The sequence below is a fragment of the Scytonema sp. UIC 10036 genome, assembly GCF_009725235.1.
Genome location: NZ_WJFC01000006.1, coordinates 15,867 through 40,787, shown reverse-complemented (window position 1 = coordinate 40,787; position 24,921 = coordinate 15,867). Strand labels below are relative to the sequence as shown.

Sequence of the window (24,921 nt, the reverse complement as noted above, 5' to 3'; positions counted from 1 at the left end):
TATATGCCCTTATATGCCTGAATTTCTCTAAAGCGGATTGTATTCCTCCACGATAAGATGGGACAGCATTCCACCGCCGCCACCAGAACTGATAGCAGCACGCCTAGGAAATTCCTTCCAAGAGCCGTTGTTCTTGACTCGAATTCTCTCCCAAGGGCTGAGTTCTCGTTGGAGATAGAAAGGAGAACCTTCCAATTCGATCGCTGGATCGAGTTTCGATGAAAAGCGGGTTGGTAATAATTGGCCGTGTTTCATCTGAAGCAGGACTTTGGTTAATTGCGCTATACCGGAAGCTGTCTCCAAATGACCGATATTTGGTTTTAATGAGCCGTAGGCACAGAAGTTTGTTTTATCAGTTAAGGAACGATAAGCCCGACTGATACCCGCCCATTCGGCAGAGTCTACCACGGCAGAGCCCATAGCTTGACTTTCAAAGTAACTGATGCTATCTACATCGAGCCCCGCATTTTTGGTCACCTCTTTCACCAACAATTCTTGTGCATGGGGTGAAGGCAGAAGAAAATCATTGCTTCGACCTTTATGAAGCATTGCAGAAGCCTTAATGACACCATAAATATGGTCTTTGTCTTGTTCGGCTTGTCGTAACGATTTTAATAAAACTGCCCCAGCACCTTCTCCAGGAATAAACCCATCTCCATCCTTGGAAAACAAACTGTAAGACGGTTGGGATGATAACAGTCTAAATTTGCTTAATACCAAGTACTTCGATGGATGCAAATATAAATTGATTCCTCCTGCAATTGCCGTGTCGCACTCTCCGCGTTTGATACTCTCACAAGCTAAATGCACTGCCGCCAGCGAGGAGGAACAAGACGTATCTATTGCCATGCTGGGACCAGTGAAATTGAAGAAATAAGAAATTCTGTTTGGTAAATTATACGTGGTAAAGTCGATGGGAGTGTTGATATTTCCATTGATTTTTGTCAGTGGATACCCAAAGGCATTTGCTCCTAAATATACACCAACTTTTTGCTGGCTCAGTGCTTGCCGAGAGTAACCAGCGTCTTCCAGGGTTGACCACACCACTTCCAGCATAATCCGCTCTTCCGGATTCATGGTTTTTGCTTCCAAGGGTGTTATCCCAAAGAAAATGGGGTCAAATTTGTCTATATCTGTTAAAAAGCCTCCGCGTATGCAGTACATTTTATTTTCACGCCCCTTTTGGGAATCGTAAAAATCCCGATAATCCCAACGTTCTTTCGGAATCTCAGTAATGGAACTGGTATCGGACTTCAGATTCTCCCAGAATTGGTCGGGATTTTCCGCTTGTGGATAACGCCCGTAGAGCCCCACAATGGCAATGTCCTCTCCAGTGACTGCATTTTGCTTGGGAATATCCCCCACGTTATTGTTTGCGATCGCCAGAGTTTTTGTCTGAGGGTTTTTCTCTTCCAGATCTTGATTTGAGCCACCTATTGCTTTTACAACTTCCGTCCGGCGATGCGATAACAAATAATTTGTCAATTCCCTCACCGTCTGGTATTCCAAAAGCAGGCTTTTCGACAAATTCCCGATTTGTTGCTCTAAAACGTGGTTGAAACGGTTGAGCAAAATCGAATCCATACCGTAATACACAAAGTCTGTGTCAGCATCGATTTCATCCAGGGGCATTTTCAGAATTTCAGCCATCATCTGTTTCAAGAATCCCTCTGTTCTTTCGGACAAATCCGAAGACTCATTGTCATTTTTGCTGGGGAAATTTTCTTGTTCTTGTACCTCTTTTACTGGCTGTTTCTTCTTGGTTAAGGATTGAGTTATCGATCGCTCCGTTTCTGCCCTAGTAGGGATAAATTCAACTCTATTATTCCCCTCCACTTCATGAGAAATCCGTTGTTTTACTAAACCGTTACTTTCGGAAATAATGACATGCTGGCGCAGGTTAGCAAAATCCTCCTTATCCTTGAGGAAAACACATTTTTGAAAACCCTCTTTCTGCAAGGCATTTTCCCACATCCTCGTGCTGAGTAATGGCGCTCCCGGCAATCTAAATGTTTCGTCTTCATAAAGCCACCAACCTGATAATAACCCGAAAGTCAGGGTAGCAAAATCCTGAACGGCAGTAGCTTCATTCAGTACGAGCCAACCATTTTTCTTTAACAGAACCTTAGCATGGGCAAGAGTCCGACGAATATTTTGGGTAGCGTGCAGCACGTTTGTCGCCAAAACGACATCGACGTTTCCTTCGTTAAAGCCCTGAGCCGACACCTCCTTTTCAATGTTGAGAACCCGGAACTCTACAAAAGGATAGCTTGCTCCGAACTGTTCTCTTCCATAGTTTACAAAAGCTAAAGAAATGTCCGTGTATATGTAGTGAATAAAATTACCGTAGGGTAAGAGCGCCTTAAGTACATTTGCGCTAGTTCCACCAGTTCCCGCTCCTATTTCGAGGATTGTGATTTTCTCATCCCCCTTTCTTTGTGCGAGACGAGCCTGAACATAGGAAACTACACTGTCGGCAACCAATTCATTAAAATGATTTGCAATTGGATTTCCTTTATAAATGCCCTCTACCAACTCCACAGAGGAATGGGGAAACATGACGTCAGTTGCCAAACACCTTCCTGTCAAAATTTCATGGAATTGGCTCAGACATTTTTCCAACAAGCGTATATGTGCTTTGAGATTGGGATAAGTGGACAACAATCGTTGTTTTTCTTTTTCAACATCGTAGAATTCGCCCTGTTGCTTATTCTCTATGAAAGCAATGTTGCCTTGACGATCGGGTTGTGTAAAACCCGCTCGAGTTAGGATATCTAGTATACAGTCACATAAACGAGAATACTGGGGTAAAATCTGCAGCGTTTCTTTATCCAGCCCTCCCATCTCTTGCATGACTTTAAGTAGAAATCTTGCGCCCCACTGTTCCAATTGTGTGAGAGCTTCTCGGAATCTTAGCACCTCCGGTGCGAGGGTGACAGATTGTTTGATTTTTGTTGCCAGCGTTTCAATTAAAGGCAGGGTGGATTTGGACTCGGGCAAAACCTCTACTTGGTATTGGCGGTTTACACCCAGACTCTCCTGAAATGCAACGTCAGTCTTCATCGCGATCGCTTGATTTGCTGGAGAACCAAATATCCGCCGGATAACTTCCATCCCTTCTTCAGGTTCAATGGAATATATGCCCTGTTTAGCCAAACGCTGCTGATAGGATTTTTGGGCTACTATTCCGACACTTCCCCAATATCCCCAATTAATGATATAAACCGGGCAGGTTTTTGTAACATTCAGATAGTGAGCATAGGCATCCTTAAACGCACAGGCTGCACCATAATTACTCTGTCCTGGGTTGCCCATAAAGGTCTGAATGGAAGAGAAAAACATGATAAAATCCAAATCTTCCTCTTTGACTACCTGGTGTAAAACGACACTTCCTTTGACCTTAGGAGCTAAGGCAACACGGAAAGCAGTTTCATCCATAGTAGCCAAGCTCTTATCCTCTAACACCAGAGCTGAATGGAAAACCCCATGAATCGAGCCGAATCGAGCTTTAGCCCGGACAATCACTTGTTGCATACTATCGAAGTCCGTAGCATCCGCTTGACCGTAAAATACGCTACCCCCTCTGGATTCAATATCGGCAATCTGGTCTTTTTTCTTATCATCCAGCTTGCTCCTGCCTATCAAAATCAACCGGGCTTGATAGTTTTCTGCTAAATATCGACTTAACGTTAATCCGATTCCTCCCATTCCGCCCAGAATGACATACACACCGTTTGTTCGGAGATGATCTTGTGGAGGTTGAGGAAGCACCAGTGGGTGGAGTGCATGTACAAACCGTTGCCCTGCCCTCAGCACTATCTCCTGTCCGCGATCGTGTGCCGACTCTTCCAAAATCGATTTGATGAGAAATTCTTTTTGTTGCTGGGGATAATGTTCATCCAGGGCATCGGGGTCGATATCAAAACAAGTGACCTTAAGTAACGGATATTCTTTAGCAAGAGTAATACTCATCCCATTCAAACTGGCTCCGAAGGGATATACCCTAGTCTCGGGTACAATGCAGTGAACACCACAAGTCATCACTTTCAAAGACAGAGCCGCTCCTCCCAGTAACCGCTTGTGCAATGCCTTAAGCAGCCGGAATAAAGAAAACACTCCTAACTCTTGGCTGCGCTCCAATTGGTCTATGTTATCACCATCGTCATCTTGAAAGTGTTGTATACCGCCGAGGAAATAGATAGTATCGAGATCGTCAAGACGACCGAGACTGGTCAACCACCCTTGAGGGTTTTGAATGTCCTCTGATGTTATGGACAGAACCTCATCTTGAGCGTGGGCTTTGGTCAGCAGGCGTTCGAGCCACACACCTCCGGGCGGAGTCACCACGAGTACTTTTTTTGTGGTAACCTGATAAGATTTGGTTTCTTTTAATTGTTGAATCCCTAGAGGTTGTGGCACCCATTCCGGTCGATACAGCTCCAAAAAGCGCGTCTCACCATCCAAAGTCTTGTTTTCGACAGCTTTAGTGTCTATTGTGGCAGCCGGAGATTTATTTTCTTCTTGACGATTGGTAGGAAGCCAATAACGAGTTTTGGCAAAGGGATACGTTGGCAGTTCAATCCGTTTTGGAGATTCCGAATACAATAAATTCCAATCAATCCAACCACCCGAAATCCACAGTTGAGCCACCTTTTCCAGTGCTTGTTGCCGGACAGCCTGCTGAACTAAAGTGTTGTTGGTTGCTTTTTCTGAGTGTCTATCAAGTTTTGTTTGTGACAGCTTTGCACTGCCGTAGAAGACTCCAGCTATTGGTGAAACTCCCCTCTTCCAGGCATCTAATTTTTCGAGCGAATCCTCAATACTCGACACGACCAAAGCCAATCGTTCCTGCATGGCTTCCCTACCAACCTGGAGTGTATAAGCGACATCAGCTATGGCAACCCTTTGGCGAGTGTGAAGTTTGTTTTCCAGATAATTAAAGAGATTGTTGACCACTTCTCCCAAGCGCTCTTTGCTTTTTGCCGAAAGCACGATTAAATAATCTTGATTTCGGTACGGATGTGTGAGAGCGCCAGAGGGCTTTTTCTCTTGATACTCTTCCAAAACGACGTGAGCGTTCACTCCGCCAAAGCCAAAAGAACTGACTCCCGCCCGCCGAAGTATTGGCTGTCCGTCAGCATTGCGTAGAGGTTCCCAGGTTTTTGTCCGGTCAACAATATAAAACGGGCTGTTTTCCAGGTTAATGTAAGGATTGAGTTTTTTGAAATGAAGAATAGCGGGTAATTTCCCGTGTTTTATAGAAAGAACAACTTTTAAGAGCCCCGCGATGCCTGCTGCTGCTTCCAAATGACCGATTTGAGTCTTCACAGAACCAATTCCGCAATAGACTTCATTCGGCTTTGGTGTTCCCCACTGCTTTTGCAATTGGGCAAATGACTTTTTCAAACCATTGATTTCAATTGGATCTCCTAAACTGGTGCCAGTGCCATGAGCTTCGATATAACTTACGGTGAAAGGATCGATACCCGCTTTTTCATAGGCCTCAATCAGTACCTCAGCTTGGGAGTTGGGATCGGGCGCGGTTAGTGAATTGGCATGGCCCCCATGATTTATGGCTGTGCTGCGAATGACAGCATGGATGATATCGCCATCTGCTTGTGCCTGCTTTAACGGTTTTAACAAAATCGCCCCAACCCCCTCTCCGCGAGCATAGCCGTCCGCCCTACTGTCGAAGGTTTTGCAGCGGCCATCTTCGCTCAGCATTCCGGACTTACTAAAGGAGAGGGTGAAGTGGGGTGTGAGGATAATATTGACTCCTCCGGCGATCGCCATATCGCAACTCCCGTTACGAATAGCTTCAACAGCATAATTCACGGCTACCAACGAACTAGAACAGGCTGTGTCCACGGGTAGACTAGGTCCGCGTAAATCGAACAAATAAGAAATGCGGTTAGCCAGAACAGAAGGACAAGTTCCCGTTGATGTATGGGCTTCAACCGTAGGAGCATTTTGTTTTAGCAAATCGCCGTAATCGGTATTTGCCACACCCACAAAAACCCCAGTTTTTGTACCTGCTAAAGCGGACATCTGCAACCCAGCATTTTCGACCGTTTTCCATACAGCCTGTAAGAAAAACCTCTGTTGTGGGTCCATCAATCTTGCTTCGTGTGGTGAAATACCGAAGAAGGAAGCGTCAAAAGTATCTACCTCCGTCATGAATCCGCCCCATTTGGACTTAGTCTTATTGTCCTCTGTCATGGGGTCGCCATAATAGGTCTTCCAATCCCAGCGGCTTGGAGGGACTTCAACAATCCAATCTTTCCCCTCTATAAGACCTTCCCAAAAAGATTCCAAATCTCGAGCATCGGCAAATATACCGCTCATACCAATGATGGCGATCGCTTCATCCGGGTTTTTCAATTCAATGCTTTTATGGTTAACTGGCTCCCAATCGGTCTTTTTATTTACACGCTCGGGTGCGGTAACCTCCGTTGACAAAATAAGCTCGTAATGTTCAATTAATTGGCTCCGGAAAGTCTGACACAAATAATTTGCCAGTTTTTCCAATGAAGAATGCTCGAAGAAAAGGTCGGGGGTAATTTCAATACCAAATGTTTCGTTAATCGGATTGACCAATTCCATAAAACTGATGGAATCAAAGCCATAATCGCTCATATTTCTTGTCGCGACAACCGCTTCCTTCGGCATCTTCAAAATAGCAGCAGCCATCCCAACCAAATCATTGAGCGTCGAGTCAAATAAAGTTTGGTCATCTAGAACATAGGACGCTTCCACTGGCGGCTGATTTTTGTGATGAAAAGGTCGTAACAGGAAATTTTTTATTCTAACAAGTTCCTTGCCCGTTTTATCCAGAATATAGGCATCATAGCGACCCCCAAGCCCCCGGTTATTCGCATCTGTCCCTTTGTCTGAAGAAACCGCATATGCATAACAGGATTGGGCAACTTGACCTAAAATTTCAACCTCACCAATCGTATAAGGAATGTGTAATGAAGAAGAAGTCAAACCCCAAGGCCCGCCAAGCACTGTTTGCAAAGCGCCATCCATTAAAGAAGGATGAAGCATGAATTGGTTGGCATCCTCTTGTAAGGCAGGAGTTAATTCGAGCAAAGACAAAGCTTCCGTGTCACTACTAAATAGCTCTTTGAGGGGTTGAAATCCGTTCCCTAAGTCGAGACCGAAAACGCGTATTCGAGCGTATATTTCCTCACCTGTTATATGTTTTGAACAGCCTTGTTTAATCGAATCGATATCTATTATTCGAGCGTGGTTTGAATCTGCAAGTTCTTCCTCATAAACCACTTTCCCCTGGGTATAAATCGAGTTCCTATCCGTTCCTTGTTCATCACGAATCTCAAAGGTGACAGCTTTATCAGTCCGTCGCAAATGTAATTCTACATTCAAACTGGAATTGTTGACCCGAATCGGACGTGCCCAAGTTATTTGTCGGATTTTCCGCACTTTTTTTCCTTCAGCCATCTCTGCTGCGGCACGTGCCATTTCTATGGTGGCAACCCCAGGCAACACTTTTTCTCCATCAACAATATGGTCGCTTAAATAAAAAGCGTCGGCTCTCAATAGACTTGTAAAAACCTGTCTCCCGTTTGCTGAAACCTGTCGTTGAATTAAGGGGTGGAACTCAGGATTGTTCCGTATCAAGTTTATATTCTTTGCTTTGCCATTTTCCGGTTTTATACTTTCCGGTTTTATACTTTCTGGTTTGATATTTTCCGGCTGTACATCTGGCAACCAGTAGCTCTCTTCTGCAAAGGGATAAGTGGGTAAATGTAAACGTTGCGGATAATTTTCTGGAGGATATAAAGCTTCCCACTTGATTTTGCATCCCATAACCCATAGGCTGGCTATATCTTGCCAACATTGGTTTTTAGCCAAACTTTGAATAAAGGTGGCTCCTTCTTGTCCCTCCAATGCCGGGACTCTTTTACCGGGATCAGATCTTCCCCGAATACAAAGAAGATCTTCCTGTCGCCCTTGAACATAAGCGGAAAGCCGAACGATGAAATCTTCTATTCCCGATACAACCCAGGCGACCTTTTCTTCCATCGACTCGCGCCCTACTTGCAATGTGTATGTTATGTCTCTGAAAGCGATCGCGTCTAAGTGATGGTTCTCAGTTTGGTTCTTGAGGAAGTCGCGTAATTTTTTGGCATATGCTTTGAGTTGCTGCTCATTTTTTGCCGACAACACCGCCAAGTAGGAGTGAGAATCATTGCTGACGGGTTTCGAGTTTCTGGCTTCGGACTGTTCGTAGACATATTCCTCAAGGACAAGATGAACATTTGCTCCTCCAAAGCCAAAAGAACTCAACCCTGCTCGTCTGGGCAATTCTCGACCCGCATCATCTCGTAGGCGTTGCCAATTTTCACGGTCTTTAATGATACGAAATGGGCTGTGCTGTAAGTCGATATAGGGATTTTGTTCCTTAAAATGCAGCGATTTAGGAAGACAGCCATATTTCATAGCCAAAACAACCTTAAGCAAGCTAGAAATCCCAGCAGCGCTTTCCAGGTGTCCAATATTTGTTTTTAACGCTCCTAAACCACAGTGATGATTCTTAAGTGCTCCCTCTTTCCCCCATTTTTTATAAATGGTTTGAAATGCTTCCTTCAGCGCATTGATTTCTATGGGGTCGCCTAAACTCGTGCCTGTGCCGTGAACCTCGATATAACCCAAGGTATCAGGATCGATGTTTGCCTCATCATATGCTGCTACTAACAATTCTTTTTGGGAGTCTACACTTGGCGCGGTTAAAGAATTAGTACGACCACTGTGGTTCTCTGCCGAGCTGCGAATCACAGCATACACCGGGTCTCCATCTGCCAGCGCCTGACTCAGGGGACGAAGTAAAACAATTCCAACCCCTTCTCCTCGAACGTATCCGTTAGCCGAACTGTCAAATGTTTTACATCGACCATCCTCACTCAAGTAACCTCCTTTCTTCAATGCCATGTGAAACAGGGGGCTGAGCATGAGGTTGACTCCTCCCGCCAGCGCCAGTTCACAAGACTTTGTCTTGAGCGCCTGTATGGCCCGATGGACTGCAACCAGGGAGCTCGAACACGCAGTGTCCACCACAAAGCTCGGTCCTTTGAAGTTCAACAAATAAGAAATCCGGTTGGCAATCACCGCAGTCGAATAGCCAGACAGGGTGTAACCATCTATTTGTTGGTTCCGTTGTTGCTGCAATTCCCAATAATCTGAGCCAGTCGCGCCGATAAACACTCCTACTTCTTTGGCAGCAAAATCCGAAGGTTTATGACCTGAGTCTTCAATGGCTTCCCATACCGTTTGCAACAAAAGCCGCTGGCGCGGGTCCATCAACTCAGCTTCTCTTGGTGACAATCCAAAGAAAGAAGCATCAAATTTATCGACATTGTCAATAAAGCCTCCTAAAACCTGTTTTACCCCAACTTCTCGCATTTTCTGGCGATAATAATCACCATCGTATCTGTCTGGCGGCAATTCTCGGACAACATCTTTTCCCTGGAGTAAGGAATCCCAGAAGGCTGCCAATGTATTTCCCCCTGGTAGAATGCCACCTATCCCTACAATTGCGATCGCATCGTCGTCCGCTTTATTTGGAGTCGGCTTCCGGTACTCTTGAGACAATGGTAAAACCTGCTTTTCTTTTCCAGATTGTTCTGAGTCAGAAGACAATGTTTTCAGTTCTTGGTGATAATATTCTGTTAGGGTTTCTCGAAAATTATCCTCTAGATATTTGGCAATTTTTTTGAGCGACGAATGTTGATAAAACATCGTCGGATTTGTTTTAATACCATACGTTCTATTCAGTTCCACACTCAAACTGGTAAAACGTAATGAATTATATCCATACTCTCCGATATTTAAATTTACGTCCAAGGATGTATTGTCAAGCTTTAAAACCTTGGCAACCATTTGACGCAGGTCTCGTTCCAATATTTGACTAAAAGACCTTTCCGGAAGGCCATAATCTTCTTTCAGCTTATTGAGGGGAGCTGTAGACAAGCATTTCCGATCTATCTTTCGATTCAGCGTTTGTGGGAAGGTTCGCAAACCAATGAAGGTTGAGGGAATCATATACTGGGGCAACCAGTCTTTTAATTCTTCCGCCCATTCCCTTGCATGGGGTAAGAGGTATCCTTGTTTGTAAAGAATGAATGCCACCAGTCGCTTATCGAGTCCATCTTCCCTCAACACGACCACCGCTTCGTCTACATTTTCCAATTTTCTCAGGGCGCTTTCGATCTCCCCTAATTCAATCCGGAACCCTCTCAACTTGACTTGAAAATCGATGCGTCCGGCATAGATCATCCGTCCATCGGGCAAACGTTTTACTAGATCGCCGGTTCGATACAAGCGTGGCAAACCTTCTGGAGTAAAGGGATTGCTCACAAATTTCTTCTTGGTTTCTTCTGTTCGTCCCAAGTATCCCCTAGCTACCCCTTCGCCACCAATATACAATTCCCCCAATTCCCCCTCAGGAACGGGATTTTGGTTCTCATCAAGGATATAACATTGGGTATTTGCGATGGGGCGACCAATCGTGACTCGATCGCCAGAATTTATCTTGGTTACGGTAGACCAAATCGTTGTTTCCGTAGGTCCATATAGGTTCCACAGTTGTATTTCTTTCTTCAATAGCCGCTGCGCTAATTCTTCGCTCAGAGCTTCCCCACCACACAAAAGTTTGAGTGATTTTTTTGGTTCCCATCCCGCCGCCAGCAACATCTGCCAAGTAGCCGGCGTTGCCTGCATGATAGTAATGGAGTCATTGCTCTCTATTTTTTCTCGTAAGAGCAAGCCATCCCGCGTGACTTCGCTAGGGAGGACTTCCACACAACCTCCGGTAATGAGGGGCAAATATAGCTCCAGCGCCGAGATATCAAAACAAAAGGTAGTCAGCGCCAACAAATAATCGTCCTGCCCGCAATTGAATTCAGCCGCCATTGAGCATAAAAAATTGGTCAAACTATGGTGCTCAATAGCAACTCCTTTTGGTTTGCCGGTAGACCCGGACGTATAAATAACATAAGCCAGGGAATCTCCGCGATCGCAGAGCGGATTCTCTTCCTTTTCTCCTTCCCGTTCGAGCTGCTGCTCGATTTGCTCCGTTCTGTCTCTATCTTCTACGTATAAAGTTTTTCTGTTGCCTGGGGGTAAATTTTCCGCAATTTCTTTTTGAGTAATTACCCAGAGTACTCGGGCATCCTCAAGTATATAAGCGATCCGTTCCCGAGGGTAAGAGGGGTCCAATGGCAAGTATGCAGCTCCGGCTTTCATCACACCAAGCAAGGATATCAGCATTTCCGGCGAAGGTTGAACAAAAAGGCCGACCAAGTCCCCTTCTTTTACTCCCTGACTGCGTATATAAGTCACCAACCGCTCAGTCTGTTCAGCCAACTCTTGATAAGTCAACCTCTGGCTCTTGTAAACCAGTGCCGTAGCATTTGGTGTTTTTCGAGCTTGTTCGAAGAACAAATCCACCATCCTTTTTTCTCGGGAATAGGCGACAGGAATAGTATATTTTTCTACAGAATACATCGTTGTTTCCTCTGAAGTAGCGAAGCGCTGAGATCCTGTGCTGAAATTATCGAGAGTGATTTTTTCTACCGAAGGTAATCTAAAAATTACGTCAAAGTCGCCTATAGCATTGCACCCCAACCAACTTATAGCCACAGCATAACCTTCTTCTTTAGCAAGAAGCTGCCAGTCTTGGGGGGATTCGCCGATCGTCTCCCGTTCCTTTAGCAGGCTACGTAGATATTCAACAGTTTCATCGCTTCCCCCCGATTTTATATAATCCAACGCCATTACGTCCTTTGAAACACGACGATTGGGAACACCGACAATTCCCAAATACTGTGGTCGTTCGTGACGCAGGATTTTCTGAACTCTTTCCCGATTTACGTTTTCCTTTCGCCAATCGAGCCAGGGAATCTCAACCGATCTTGTCTTTTTCTCTCCCAGGTGTAAAATAACGTCATACCGAAACTTGGTTAACTCATTGGAAGTGTTTCCTTCCTTTAACAAAACTTCGACGTTATTAACTTCGGGGAACTCCTCACCGATTTTCAGAAAAAATTCCGGAGCAACACAGAGTTCCTCTTCCTGAGTTTCGCGCATCCGTACTTGTTTCCGCAATTGCTCCAAAGAAGTTTCCTTTGACGCTTTAAATAAAGCGACAGAAGAATGATAGATTGGCAATAAAAGGGCATTGCGGACATCGCCAATAAAACAGGTTCCCCCTGGATCCAGTTTTTCCACCACCCCTTTTATGACTTTCTTTAAATAAGCAAGACTGGGGAAGTATTGAATAACGGAATTTAAAATCGCGGTGTCAAAGCTTTGTTCCGGCCATGAAGAAAAATCGTCAGCCGACCTGTGCGAGAGTTCTAACTGCTTAATATTTTCCCCGCATTGATTGTAGGATTCTTTAATATAGGCGAGGGCATTTTCGGAAAAATCCGTTCCATAGTAATAGAGAGCGTTAGGAAGAAGACGAGACAAAAGAAGCCCTGTCCCACAACCAATCTCCAATATCCGCGAGGGCTTACATTCTTCTTTGATTCTTCGAACCGTAGAATCAACCCATTCTCTCATCTCGTCATTGGACATCCTATTTCCGGTATAACTATTCTGCCAACACTTTATGTTAAAGAATGGGTCTTGTCCTGGGTCTTTTCTGTCTTCCTCATAGACTCGATCGTAAACAAACCTCCATTGCTCGACTCGATCCTTATCCGAGTTCCTTCTTTCTTCGGATGCGTTGTTGAGAAGCGAAACATCATTGTCTCCGGAGCCAGTGGTTATTTCCAGCGTCATGAGAAACGATTCAAAATTCCGAACAAATTCTTCCGCTTTGGATCGCTCCAACACTTTGGAATTGAACTTTAAATAACAAGAGAGTTTTTTATTTCCGATAAGAAAAATAACATCTCCTCCCTCCGGTTTATAATCTTCCGGATTGTCTATTTGTAGCGCAACAACAGGGAAAGCCAATGATTTTCCGGCTGTTTGAGACTGAACAGAGGGATATCGGCTCCAAAGATCTCGTGCGTGAGTATGCTTTTGCCTCGTCGATTCTAGGGTTTTCTGACAATAGGAAAGAAATTCCGCAAAGGTTTTGCCAAACTTCATGTCTACCCGGAGGGGCACATAGGGGGCGAAGAAACCCATCGATTCATCAAAGGTTTCAATCAGCCCTCGATCTCCATACCCGATATCAAAACATGGTTGTTGGGTGATATTAACAAGGTGGTAAAAGAAGGCAGCCGCCAAAAAATCACAATAATTTTCGGATTTATGATTCTCGAAAAAAGCCGATAATTTTGGGGGAATTTTTAGGGGTAAAGTTTCATAAAAGATGGTGCGATCGCTAAGATTAATGGGTGTATTTTCAGGAGAACGCCAATTTAGCCTCAAAGGCTGATAATCCTCCCATTGTTTTAGCCAAGCAGCTTCATGCGGCGCAATCTTCTTAAGAAAAACATCTATCTTCTTAGCAATTCGGGTGTCTAATTCCGTAAGGATAGTCCCCTTATGGAGACCAACACGTTCGACGAAATCTCCTATGGATAATGTTTCCCCCTCAATTGTCAGGATTTGTTCGAGCAAAATGTCCCCATTCTCTGCAGCGACTTGGATCGTGCGATCGCCTATATTGACAACTTCTCCGGGCTGCGCCTTCTTCTTTGGCGGAAGGAGGGAACAGGCTTTTATAATAAAAAACTCTTCCTTTACAAGGAACTTGGCGACGCCGAGGGAATTGGGGTAAGGTCCCAAGTCCAAAGCCCGGACTAAATTATGAATTTCCTCTGCGTTTGTCTTCCATGAAACAACACCCCCGTCTGGCGGACGTTTATAGCGGGGAAAATAGCTTCTCCGATCTAGATTTTGCTCCTTAATATCTACAGTTCCACGAACAAAATCATCAATTAGTTCCGCGAAGGATCGGATACCAGCCTGATAGCACTTCATATTAATTTCAAGTGCCGTTTCATTTTTGTCAATATCAATGATATGTTGTTTGAGAATTCCTCCGGCATCCGCCTTTGGTGTCATCACATGCCAACTCACTCCATGCTGCTTTTCCCCTTTCATAATGGCCCATGAGGTCGCATGAAAACCAGCGTACTTAGGTAGTAAAGAGTCGTGAAAATTAACGGATTGTCTACTCGGTAACGACAAAACCTCATCGGGGATTAAGGAAAAGCTGTAGATACTAAATAAATAATCGAAAGGAGCCTTTTTTAACGCCTCTATCCAATTCTCGCTTGGATCGGTCAGAGCGATTTTTTGCTCCCCCGCCCATTGAGCAATTAACGGGTTTCCGGAGATGATACCACAAATTTCGTGCCCTTGTTCAATAAGATATTCACTGCATGAAAGTAATAATGTTCCCTCTCCGATTAGATAACATCGGAGCTTTTGAGTATTGTTTTCACATCCGATACGCGACAGGATTGACGGCATCTCTGCACGGACGTTAGTCTTGCCGTCAACAAAGTCGGCTATATGCTTTACTATTTTCATTCTTCGGCGACAAAGCAATTAAATAGTGACTGGAATTTATCGCTTGGTTTTCTTGATTATTTGGCATCTTCAAAAATAGGAAAAATAGACATACCAAACCTTTAAACGTCACATTTTAAGCATACTACACCTGTAAACGAACTAATCCACAAATACAACCAATGACTGTAGGTTCGCTCATTTTTTAGAGCAAGATTTAATTCTGAAATGTCTGTGAGATAAAGCTTTCGACTCATGGCACTCGACTCAAATACGACGACTGTCTTTCCCAAAATATTTGTCCTGGGGAATGATTGAGGTGCTCTTTATTTTTTATTTATAAACACCCTTTTCAATAATAGCCTCTAGTAGCCTTCTGTAATAATCATAAATTTTACTTATAAATAACGGTTTACTTAAAAATAGCTTTTTCCCTTTTGAGCTAAGGCTTTAATTCCCCTTCAGATTTAAAAATAAGCGAACGTACAGCAATTACTTCCTCATACATAATTACACCAAGGGGAATACGAATACTGTTGGGGAAATATTACTTAACATTCAACGGGTGTGGTCAAAAGTGGTTGGTCTTGGGGGTAGGCTTGAGTAGTGCTGCTTGCTGCAAGATAAAGAGAAGACTGTTGGTATTAGCCCAATATTTCCATTTTACAGTTTGGCAATAAAACAACGGTAAATCAAGGGGTTTCAGCAATTATCTTTATAAGAGTTTATTAAAGTGTCTCTTTTTGCGCGTATCTTGACGATCGCCCTGTTACATTCGATTAAGAACTGCTGTTAACTATCTTAACTATCTTAACTATCTTAACTGTCTTAAATGTCTTAACTGTCCCAAAAATTTTTTAACTTGACTTCTTAAGTGTCTTAACTGTCATTGAATTTTTACAGATTATAGGAGAGTTTATTATGTAGAAATTTTCCAGTGTTTCAATCGATTGACAAGCAGCGATTTGGAGGAAATCAAATGACCGTTTCTGAGAATTACTCTCCGACGACTTCTTCTGGCGATCGCTTTACGCGACTGAGAAAGTTGTTAATTGCATCGCCAAGTCCCGTGGTTTCTAAAGGTTTGAGGAAAAAGACCATTTTTTGGGAAATTTACAGAAGCTGACGCTCTGGGATAAATTATAAGGTTTGCTTATTAATTAGTGGGTAAAAATCAACCAATTTTAGCCACGTGGTAAACAAACTTCACATCCTGCGCCATAGTTGCAGTTTACTCCCGGATTTCTCTCAGGTGAGGAAAAAGGCGTTGCGTAAATGCGGGATGAATTAGTTAAATGTAGGTATGCTCTCCGCTTAACCCAAGCCAATGCAAATCATTTCACCACCATGAGTGTAAGTAGCTTTGTTCCTTTGCCCCTTACCCTTTACCTCAACTCCAAAACCCTACTTGTATAGCAATCCTAAATGTTTTGAGAGAAAATACGTAGAAATATTATCATATATCCATGTCAAATTTAATTTAGCCTTGGCTATTAGAAATCGCGATCGTACAGATAAAGCCAGACAGGCGCATGTTATTCTAGTAAAGTCCACTTAGGTGGACTTTGTTGTATAGTCGCAAATTATATTCTCCCCTAGCAGTTATCAATTTCTTATGAATAATTTAGGATGGCAATAAATTAGGGGGCATAGGGTATAAGCATACCTTGAAAAAAGCCTTTTTGCGGTTGCCAACTGGGTTGAAAACAAAACATCAGTTTTCTTCTGCTGAGATACTTATTTTTGTTTTATTTTGAGCTATTATCTATGTTAGAGTTTACATGAACCGTAAAACTAATTTTGTCAAAAAACAACAGACATGAGCGACAAAGTAGATCTTAAACGAGTTGTAGTCCTCCATAGCGAGGATTCTTCCATTGGTGGTTATCCAGAAACTGTCTACGGTAAGAGTGTAAAGAGAAAGAGAAAGAAGAAAAAGAAGCAATCGAAACTTTTGAGCCCTTGGGAGAAGAACGTCAGGCGTATGGCTAGAAATCAAGTCAAAGCAACTAAAACTTACCTAGATCGGCACGAAAGATCGAATAGAAAGAAGAAAAACGGCTGGCTTCGTGATTTAAATAAAAATGTGAGCAAGTCTTTGTCTAAGATGGGAGGTCTATATAGTATATACAAACTAGACCTATATTAGTTTCCTCTGCAAGCAGTATTCCCAAGACGTAGAAAAAAGTAGCCGCCATTAAGGAGGCTTATCTTCCCTTATGAGGATGTTTTTCTAGGGCACTTTGTTTTCATATGTTAGTAGAGCAAAGTATGTCAATACATAGACCAAACCTAGGTTTTTGATGTAACTGACTCTACTTAGAAACGGAAAACAGTGCCTTCTGTGACTTTTAAGCCATCCTCTTAAAAAAGTAAGTCGCGACAATAAGTCTTGGTTTTGAGTGAAAAAAATCACCTTGATTTCTCGAAACATTGATAAATCACAACCCTCCGTGAAACGATGACAGTCAGCGGATTGAGGGATTGTGTAGTCGTATAAAATATAGCAAAGAACAGCGAGGTAAGCTAATGGCAGAAACTAAGAGTGAAAGTAGTAAATCAAAGGAAGCAAATACTATTATTCTTGAATTCGGTCGCCAAAAAAAGAATCGAATCCGCGACCTTCGAGAAGGTAGGGGGCGGCTCTTCAAGAAAGTAGCAAGGACGATTTCTGAGCTACAGAAGGCAGGGGAAGTAGGCGATTCTGTGCAGCCAGTTATTGTGATTGTCAAGCAGAAAAGATCTTCTAGTAAAGGACTGTGGGACTAGGATTTGTTTTAAAACTATAACCACAACACAATAAAATTTAGATACGTAGTTGCTTTAATCTCTTAAAGCAACTTTTAACTCAGCTTTCTAAGTAGTCAACTAGGGTGTTGATTTTGCAAGAAATGTGCCCAAGGCATTTTATGTAGCTTTTGAGTGCTCAAGTAGGGAGAAGTCCCTCATTAAATCTAAGTCTTTCTCCTCGCGCCTTGGAACACGGATTCCGTATCAAAAATTATCGCCTAAAAACCATTAGAATCAACACCCTAGTGGCAAACCTAGTTTTTACAACCATGTTTACCGCGAACAGGCAACCCAAATAATGACCCCCGCACGGTTATCACCGATCTGTGTTTATGGACATTAAGAACTGGAGCACCGTGGCGGGATATGTGAGAACGCTATGGTCTGTGGGAGAGTATAGCAACACGGTTTCGGTGGTCAAAAGCCAGCGTTTGGAACCAAGTCTGCGAAGATATGTAAGCGACTCAGAACGTTGATGGAACAGTTATAAGCGCCCACTAGCATTCAGCAGGTGGGAAAAAGGGGGTGAAGAAGACTGACTGACTTGTAAATAGGGTATTAGGGTTAGGGTAGAAGGGAAAGGGACAAAGATTTATACGGAGCATTTTCTTGAATCACTGTTTGCAAAATCAACGTAAGAGGTCAAATCAATAACGTGAAGATCTTATTAGTCTGTACAGAAAAGTTACCTGTTCCTTTTATCCGAGGTGGGGCTATTCAGACTTACATTGATGAGATATTGCCTTATTTGAGTCGAGAACATAAAATCACAGTTTTCTCGGTGTCTGACCCAGATCTGCCCGACCGTGAAGTTCGGGATGGAATTCGCTACGAACGGGCTGCTGGCGATGTTGAAGAGTACTATCAGGCGGTAGCCAATTTTGTTGCTGGGGAGATGTTTGATTGGGTGATTATTTACAATCGACCTAAATATCTCCCAATGGTTGCAGCAGCGACTCCGAAGAGTCGTTTTCTACTCAGCATGCATAACGAGATGTTTGAAGATGGCAAGATTGCTCCTGATGAAGCTCGGCATTGCCTACAGAGAGTTGAGAGGGTGGTTACGGTTAGTGAGTTTATTGCACATGGAATTGCCAATCTCTTTCCTGAATACCGACACAAGCTACAACCAGTTTATGCTGGAGTAAACCTAAAGCGCTTCCAACCGCGATGGGCACCAGATGCTGCTGAGCGACGAGCGGAGCTGCTAGCTGCACATGGGTTGAAGGACAGAAAAGTGGTGCTAAGCGTAGGGCGTCTGTCTAAGAAAAAGGGACCTCATATTTTGATATCTGCTTTCCCTGAAGTCATTGAGCAACATCCGTCTGCAGTACTCTTGCTAGTTGGCAGTAAATGGTATGGAAAGAATGAAGAAGATAGCTACGTTCTTGAACTCAAGGAGCAAGCAAAAAGCTTGGGTGACTCTGTACGCTTCAGTGGTTTCATTCCACCAGTTAACATTCCAGATTACTTCCTGCTAGGGGATATATTTGTTTGCGCCTCTCAATGGCAGGAGCCATTAGCTCGAGTCCACTATGAAGGGATGGCAACGGGGTTATCGATCGTTACCACTGCTAGGGGTGGTAACGCTGAGGTGATCGTTCCAGACCAAAATGGTCTCATCATTAATGATTACCAAAACCCTCATGCTTTTGCTACTCAGATCAACTACCTTTTGTCTAGACCAGATTTAGCTGAAGAAATGGGTCGGAGGGGGCGTTACCTGAGTGAGGTTTACTATAGCTGGTCTCGAGTTGCTTCAGATATTTTGAAGATTTTGGCAGACGACCGCAGGAGCAATAGAATTTTGTTAGACGATCCTAAAGATACAGTACTGACTTGAGAAGTAGGCAAAACGAAGGAATTCGTAGTTAATTGAAGTAATTCGGTTAACTGACTTCACCAGACTCAGCATAGAACTGTTTATTCTATGTTAATGAGCAATTCTAAAAATTCAGCTCATTTTGAGCAGAACGTAGGGAAGGCTCCGCTCTTTTTAACACATCCAACGCTGAAAATCAAAAGTTAAAACCATGACAACCGTTAACCAGACAAATCAATTGTCAAAGCAGGCTTGCGAGAATGAAAGTCAGCTTCGTTCCCTCGAGGGAGGAGCTGCTACCAGCGTAAATTTCGTTAACAAAACCAGCGCTTTAGTGAAAGTTTACTGGATTAACTACCAAGGACAGCGCCAATTATACAAAGATTTAAAATCAGGAGAGTCGTACACACAATCAACTTATGTTCATCATCCTTGGGTGGTTACCGATGAACAAGGAGGATGTTTGGGAATCTTCCAGCCTGAGAGCGAACGCAAAGATGCTATCATTGAAGCTTTCTCAGGGCAAGGACAAGGAACCAGTACTCAAGCACCTTCACCAGAAAGCTCTCAAACATCTCAAATCGGTAAGATAGTTGTTAACGCAGACGAATGGACTTTAAGTAATACGGGGTTTACACAAGCTCCTGACACGGCGACGTTTGTCACCAACATTGCTAAATGGTTTACTGGGGGGCGTAGCACGGGGAAATTCCATGCCTACTCCACTAATTTTGGATTGACCGAATCTGTGTTAGCACAGACAATAGCTAAAGCAGGTTACACGTGGACTACTGGCAAAATTATTAAATTCGATCTGCCAACTTTGTTAACCTATGATGGTATCTTTCTGTGTGGAGATTTGGCTGATAATCAAGTGTTAATTGATTATGTCAAAGCTGGAGGTAACGTTTATTTAGGTGCAGGAACAGGTGCGGGTGGACCTCAGCAGGAAGCCGACCGTTGGAATACTTTTCTCAATGCTTTTGGTTTAAAACTTTTGGGTGTATATAACGAAATTAGTGGTAATCAACCCGTTAATAGTTCTCATCCAATTTTTGCAGGCGTGAAAGCTATTTATCAAAATAATGGCAACTCCATTGTTGATTTAGATCCAGCGTCTGAAACTACCGAGCTGCTCCTCACTCATACAACCGGACAAGGGCTGATTGCCGTTACGGTTAGTGAAAAGACAAGTACACTTTCATCAAAACCAACAGAAAGCTCTCAAACACAAACGCCTTTGAATAATGTTCAAATTGGTAAGATAGTTGTCAACGCAGACGAATGGACTTTAAGTAATACGGGGTTTACACAAGCTCCTGACACGGCGACGTTTGTCACCAACATTGCTAAATGGTTTACTGGGGGGCGTAGCACGGGGAAATTCCATGCCTACTCCACTAATTTTGGATTGACCGAATCTGTGTTAGCACAGACAATAGCTAAAGCAGGTTACACGTGGACTACTGGCAAAATTATTAAATTCGATCTGCCAACTTTGTTAACCTATGATGGTATCTTTCTGTGTGGAGATTTGGCTGATAATCAAGTGTTAATTGATTATGTCAAAGCTGGAGGTAACGTTTATTTAGGTGCAGGAACAGGTGCGGGTGGACCTCAGCAGGAAGCCGACCGTTGGAATACTTTTCTCAATGCTTTTGGTTTAAAACTTTTGGGTGTATATAACGAAATTAGTGGTAATCAACCCGTTAATAGTTCTCATCCAATTTTTGCAGGCGTGAAAGCTATTTATCAAAATAATGGCAACTCCATTGTTGATTTAGATCCAGCGTCTGAAACTACCGAGCTGCTCCTCACTCATACAACCGGACAAGGGCTGATTGCCGTTACGGTTAGTGAAAAGACAAGTACACTTTCATCAAAACCAACAGAAAGCTCTCAAACACAAACGCCTTTGAATAATGTTCAAATTGGTAAGATAGTTGTCAACGCAGACGAATGGACTTTAAGTAATACGGGGTTTACACAAGCTCCTGACACGGCGACGTTTGTCACCAACATTGCTAAATGGTTTACTGGGGGGCGTAGCACGGGGAAATTCCATGCCTACTCCACTAATTTTGGATTGACCGAATCTGTGTTAGCACAGACAATAGCTAAAGCAGGTTACACGTGGACTACTGGCAAAATTATTAAATTCGATCTGCCAACTTTGTTAACCTATGATGGTATCTTTCTGTGTGGAGATTTGGCTGATAATCAAGTGTTAATTGATTATGTCAAAGCTGGAGGTAACGTTTATTTAGGTGCAGGAACAGGTGCGGGTGGACCTCAGCAGGAAGCCGACCGTTGGAATACTTTTCTCAATGCTTTTGGTTTAAAACTTTTGGGTGTATATAACGAAATTAGTGGTAATCAACCCGTTAATAGTTCTCATCCAATTTTTGCAGGCGTGAAAGCTATTTATCAAAATAATGGCAACTCCATTGTTGATTTAGATCCAGCGTCTCAAACTAATCAAATTCTCCTCACTCATACAACCGGGCAAGGGCTGATTGCTGTTGCGGTTAGTGACAAGACAAATACACTTTCTTCATCAGAACTAACAGGAAGCTCTCAAACACAAACGCTTTGGCAAATCGGCAAACCTGGTAAGTGTGGTAAAGATTTTGTGCCAGCAGGTGGCTGGCAACAGGAGTTTACCTATACCGTCGGAGTCGATCGCGATCCGGTAAATGAATCTAGTATGCCATTCCTTCTAGTAAAACCGGGGCTAACTCCAAAACCCGAGCGCGAAGGGAAACCCATTCCTTCAACCGATAAGCTGAATATTCGCTTTGTGCTGGAGCGCAATTATGACGAAGGGGAACTGATACTCTTCTACGATTTCTTTGGCTCGGAAATAGATACCTTGTTCCTAGATGGAAAGAACTTGATTCAAATTTTAGGGGAGGGGGAAGGGAAACTCAAACAAAACCAAATTCCTTTGGGTGCGCTGGCTCAAGGGGAGCATACACTGACGATCGTAACAGATAGGGGTACTGGTTCCCATTGGATCGATTGTTTGCGGTTGCTATTAAAGAAGAGTCAAGAAATCAACACTCAAGAAAGTAAACAAAAGGAAAAGAAAGAAAAAAAGGAAAAGAAAGAAGAAAAAATTGAGAGTAAAGAAGAAAAAATTGAGAAGAAAGAAGAAAAATTGAGAAGAAAGAAGGTAAACGGAAAAAAGCAGACACTATTGTTCTTGAATTCGGCAGCCAAAAGAAGGATGATATCCACAATTTTCTGCAAGGTAGGGGTCGGCTTTTGAAAAAAGTAAAAAAGACGATTTCTCTTATGCGTAAATCAGGGGAAATAGATGATGATGTACAGCCGGTGATTGCTATTGTTAGGCAAAAAAAATCTAGAAAGACAATCTTGGACTATTAGTCCACCACATTAATCAATCTTGTGCCAATCGGACAAGCTCATTAAAATAGAATCCCCGCCTTTTGGCTAAGCCTTGGCGGGGTTGTTCAATATATCTAGGACTGATGCACCAAAAGAACTAAAATATTAGGGAATTTATTTTTCTGGCATATCCTGGGATTTTTTGCCTTTTGCCTGTATTCGCTGCTAGTATTTCTAGACTGGTTGATAATTTACGTCTGCTTGAACAAATGCTTAAGGAAAAATATATTCCTACACCAATTATTGAAAAAAAACAACGAAAAAAAGTAAAAATAGTTGAGAAACTTAACACTCGGCGGTTTTCACTCATTTACGTAATATGGCGATTTATCATTTATTTTTTAGGCATATTATTTGCCAGATTGGTCAAAAAGCAGGATATACAAAAAACAGCAAACGAGTTGCGAGCAATATTTGAAGAGTTAGGTGGTCTATGGGTTAAAACAGGCCAGTTACTAGCATTAAGAACAGACATCTTTCCCCAAGAAATATGCGACGAATTAACACGCCTGCAATATGGTGCTCTTGGATTTCCAATAGAGTTAGTACGCTCAACTATTGAATCGGAATTGGGTGCTCCAATTGATGAAATCTTTGCTGATTTCGATCGAGAACCGCTAGCAGCTGCCTCTATTGCTCAAATTCACACTGCAGTTTTGTCCAAAAACAAAACCCCTGTAGTGGTCAAAGTACAACGTCCCGGCTTAGAGGAGTCTTTCAAGCGGGATTTGGATATCATTAAACTTTTGATCAATTTGCTGAAAACGTTGAATATTGGCAATTATTTGCGTTTGGATGAAGCTGTAGTATCACTGGAAAAAATTTTTACTGAGGAGCTAGATTACCGCTATGAAGCATCTAATATGCGTCGGATGAAAAAGACTCTCAGAAACCACGGTGTTTACAGTCCGTCAGTATATAAAAAATATTCCAAACGTCGAGTTTTGGTTATGGAGTACATTCCGGGTGTATTGATGGCTGATTACATCAACACTTTAAATAACGATCCTGAAAGAGCGAGAAAATGGGATGAGGAAAATAATTTTAACCGCGAAAAGTTGGGAAAAAAATTAGTTTTATCCTTATTTCGACAAATATTTGAAGATAATTTATATCATGCAGATCTACATCCTGGTAATATATTTTTAGTGCGTAATAGCAAGTTTGTGATGATTGACTTTGGAAGCATTGGTTCTCTAGACAAAGATTTGAGGACTAACTACTCAAACTACACTAATGCAATAGGGAAAGAGGATTACGTGAAAGCAGCTGACTATTTCATCCGCTTTGCCATAGATGTTCCCAGAGTAGACATACCGAGATTACGTGCGGAAATGGCTCGTGGAATTGAAACTTGGGCAGATAAATCCCGGCTCGATGGGTTGTCATATAAGGAAAAATCCTTGGATGGAGTTACTAGTGAAATTGCAAAAGTAGCTTCTAAATATAATTTACCAAGCAACTGGGGATTTTTGAAGCTAAGCAGATCTCTTTTAACATTGGATGGCTCCCTGCAGTACCTCACACCAGATTTTAATTACTTAAAAACTATTAGGACGTATAATAAACAGGCGGAGCGCCGTGCTTTCATTCAGAGGATTCGTATTGAGAGTATTGTGGCATCCATGAGGGACTTTTTTGAAACTGTGGATGAATATAACACTTTGATTCTTCCCAAATTACGGGAGCGAACGTTACCTTTTGAAGGGAAAAATAACAAGTTTGGTCTTGCTCTGGCGTTCGGTTTACGTATGTTCTCATTTGCCACATTGGTCTGCGGAGTTGTCTTAGGGTATTCTTTCTTATTTCAGCATCATTTTGAAAGCATTAAACTCATTCATAATCGACTGTTTGATGAAGTTGCCAGACAGTTACCGTCAATACCATACCTAGAATGGATTTTGATCTTTATAGCCATGATATTGTTTCTCCGAACCTTATCAGTTTGTTCGGTTATTTTGGAGCAAAAGGAATATGAAGGAAAAAGTATTTTATAAAGCTTCAGAAAACATCTGTACCAATTTTATACATCAGGGTAAACGCATTAAAATTTTAACCCCCCCAAAAGATGCGTATAATCTTCAATTGTATATGTATAAACTAATGTAGTCGAAAGATTCAACAACAAGGCAACGCTTAACAGGTCGTTCCTCCCTGTTAAGCGTTGCCTGTTCCCTTTTACGCTTGTTCTTGCCGAATTTTAATGCGTTTGCCTTAGTAGTAAAAGTCACCGAACTCGCCTTCCTCACCGCTCTGTTTATGTGTTAGATTTATAGGGTAAGTGTTTAGACTCAGTATAAAGTATGCTAAAGCTGCTTCTTATGTTTTATCAACACTGCTTAGATAATTATTGCAGGAAGGATTGCAAGCAATACAATATTATCTTATTATTATCTTAAGCT

Annotated in this window: 5 protein-coding genes; 4 read left to right on the top strand and 1 reads right to left on the bottom strand. The window is 42.7% G+C overall.

Annotated features, from left to right (window positions below):
- Positions 1–27: 27 nt before the first annotated feature.
- Positions 28–14,517, bottom strand: coding sequence for an amino acid adenylation domain-containing protein (locus F7734_RS04810; protein WP_155743626.1), 14,490 nt, complete (start codon positions 14,515–14,517; stop codon positions 28–30).
- 2,508 nt (positions 14,518–17,025) lie between these two features.
- On the opposite strand from F7734_RS04810, the gene F7734_RS04800 reads away from it, so the two are divergent.
- From F7734_RS04800 to F7734_RS04780, 4 genes are all read left to right on the top strand, one after another.
- Positions 17,026–17,265 (top strand): hypothetical protein, encoded by a 240-nt coding sequence (locus tag F7734_RS04800; RefSeq protein WP_155743624.1) that lies wholly within the window; start codon positions 17,026–17,028, stop codon positions 17,263–17,265.
- A 676-nt stretch (positions 17,266–17,941) separates the two neighbouring features.
- On the top strand, positions 17,942–19,129 hold the full coding sequence (locus tag F7734_RS04790; RefSeq protein ID WP_166481735.1) for a glycosyltransferase family 4 protein: 1,188 nt from the start codon (positions 17,942–17,944) through the stop codon (positions 19,127–19,129).
- A gap of 190 nt (positions 19,130–19,319) precedes the next feature.
- Positions 19,320–22,379 (top strand): hypothetical protein, encoded by a 3,060-nt coding sequence (locus F7734_RS04785; RefSeq protein ID WP_155743623.1) that lies wholly within the window; start codon positions 19,320–19,322, stop codon positions 22,377–22,379.
- Between the two features lie 289 nt (positions 22,380–22,668).
- On the top strand, positions 22,669–24,516 hold the full coding sequence (locus F7734_RS04780; protein WP_207714018.1) for an AarF/UbiB family protein: 1,848 nt from the start codon (positions 22,669–22,671) through the stop codon (positions 24,514–24,516).
- Positions 24,517–24,921: the final 405 nt, after the last annotated feature.

Excerpts from the sequence above, each read along its gene's own strand:
- F7734_RS04785 (WP_155743623.1), top strand. The coding sequence starts at position 19,320 with ATGACAACCGTTAACCAGACAAATCAATTGTCAAAGCAGGCTTGCGAG.
- F7734_RS04800 (WP_155743624.1), top strand. The coding sequence starts at position 17,026 with ATGGCAGAAACTAAGAGTGAAAGTAGTAAATCAAAGGAAGCAAATACT.
- F7734_RS04810 (WP_155743626.1), bottom strand. The coding sequence starts at position 14,517 with ATGAAAATAGTAAAGCATATAGCCGACTTTGTTGACGGCAAGACTAAC.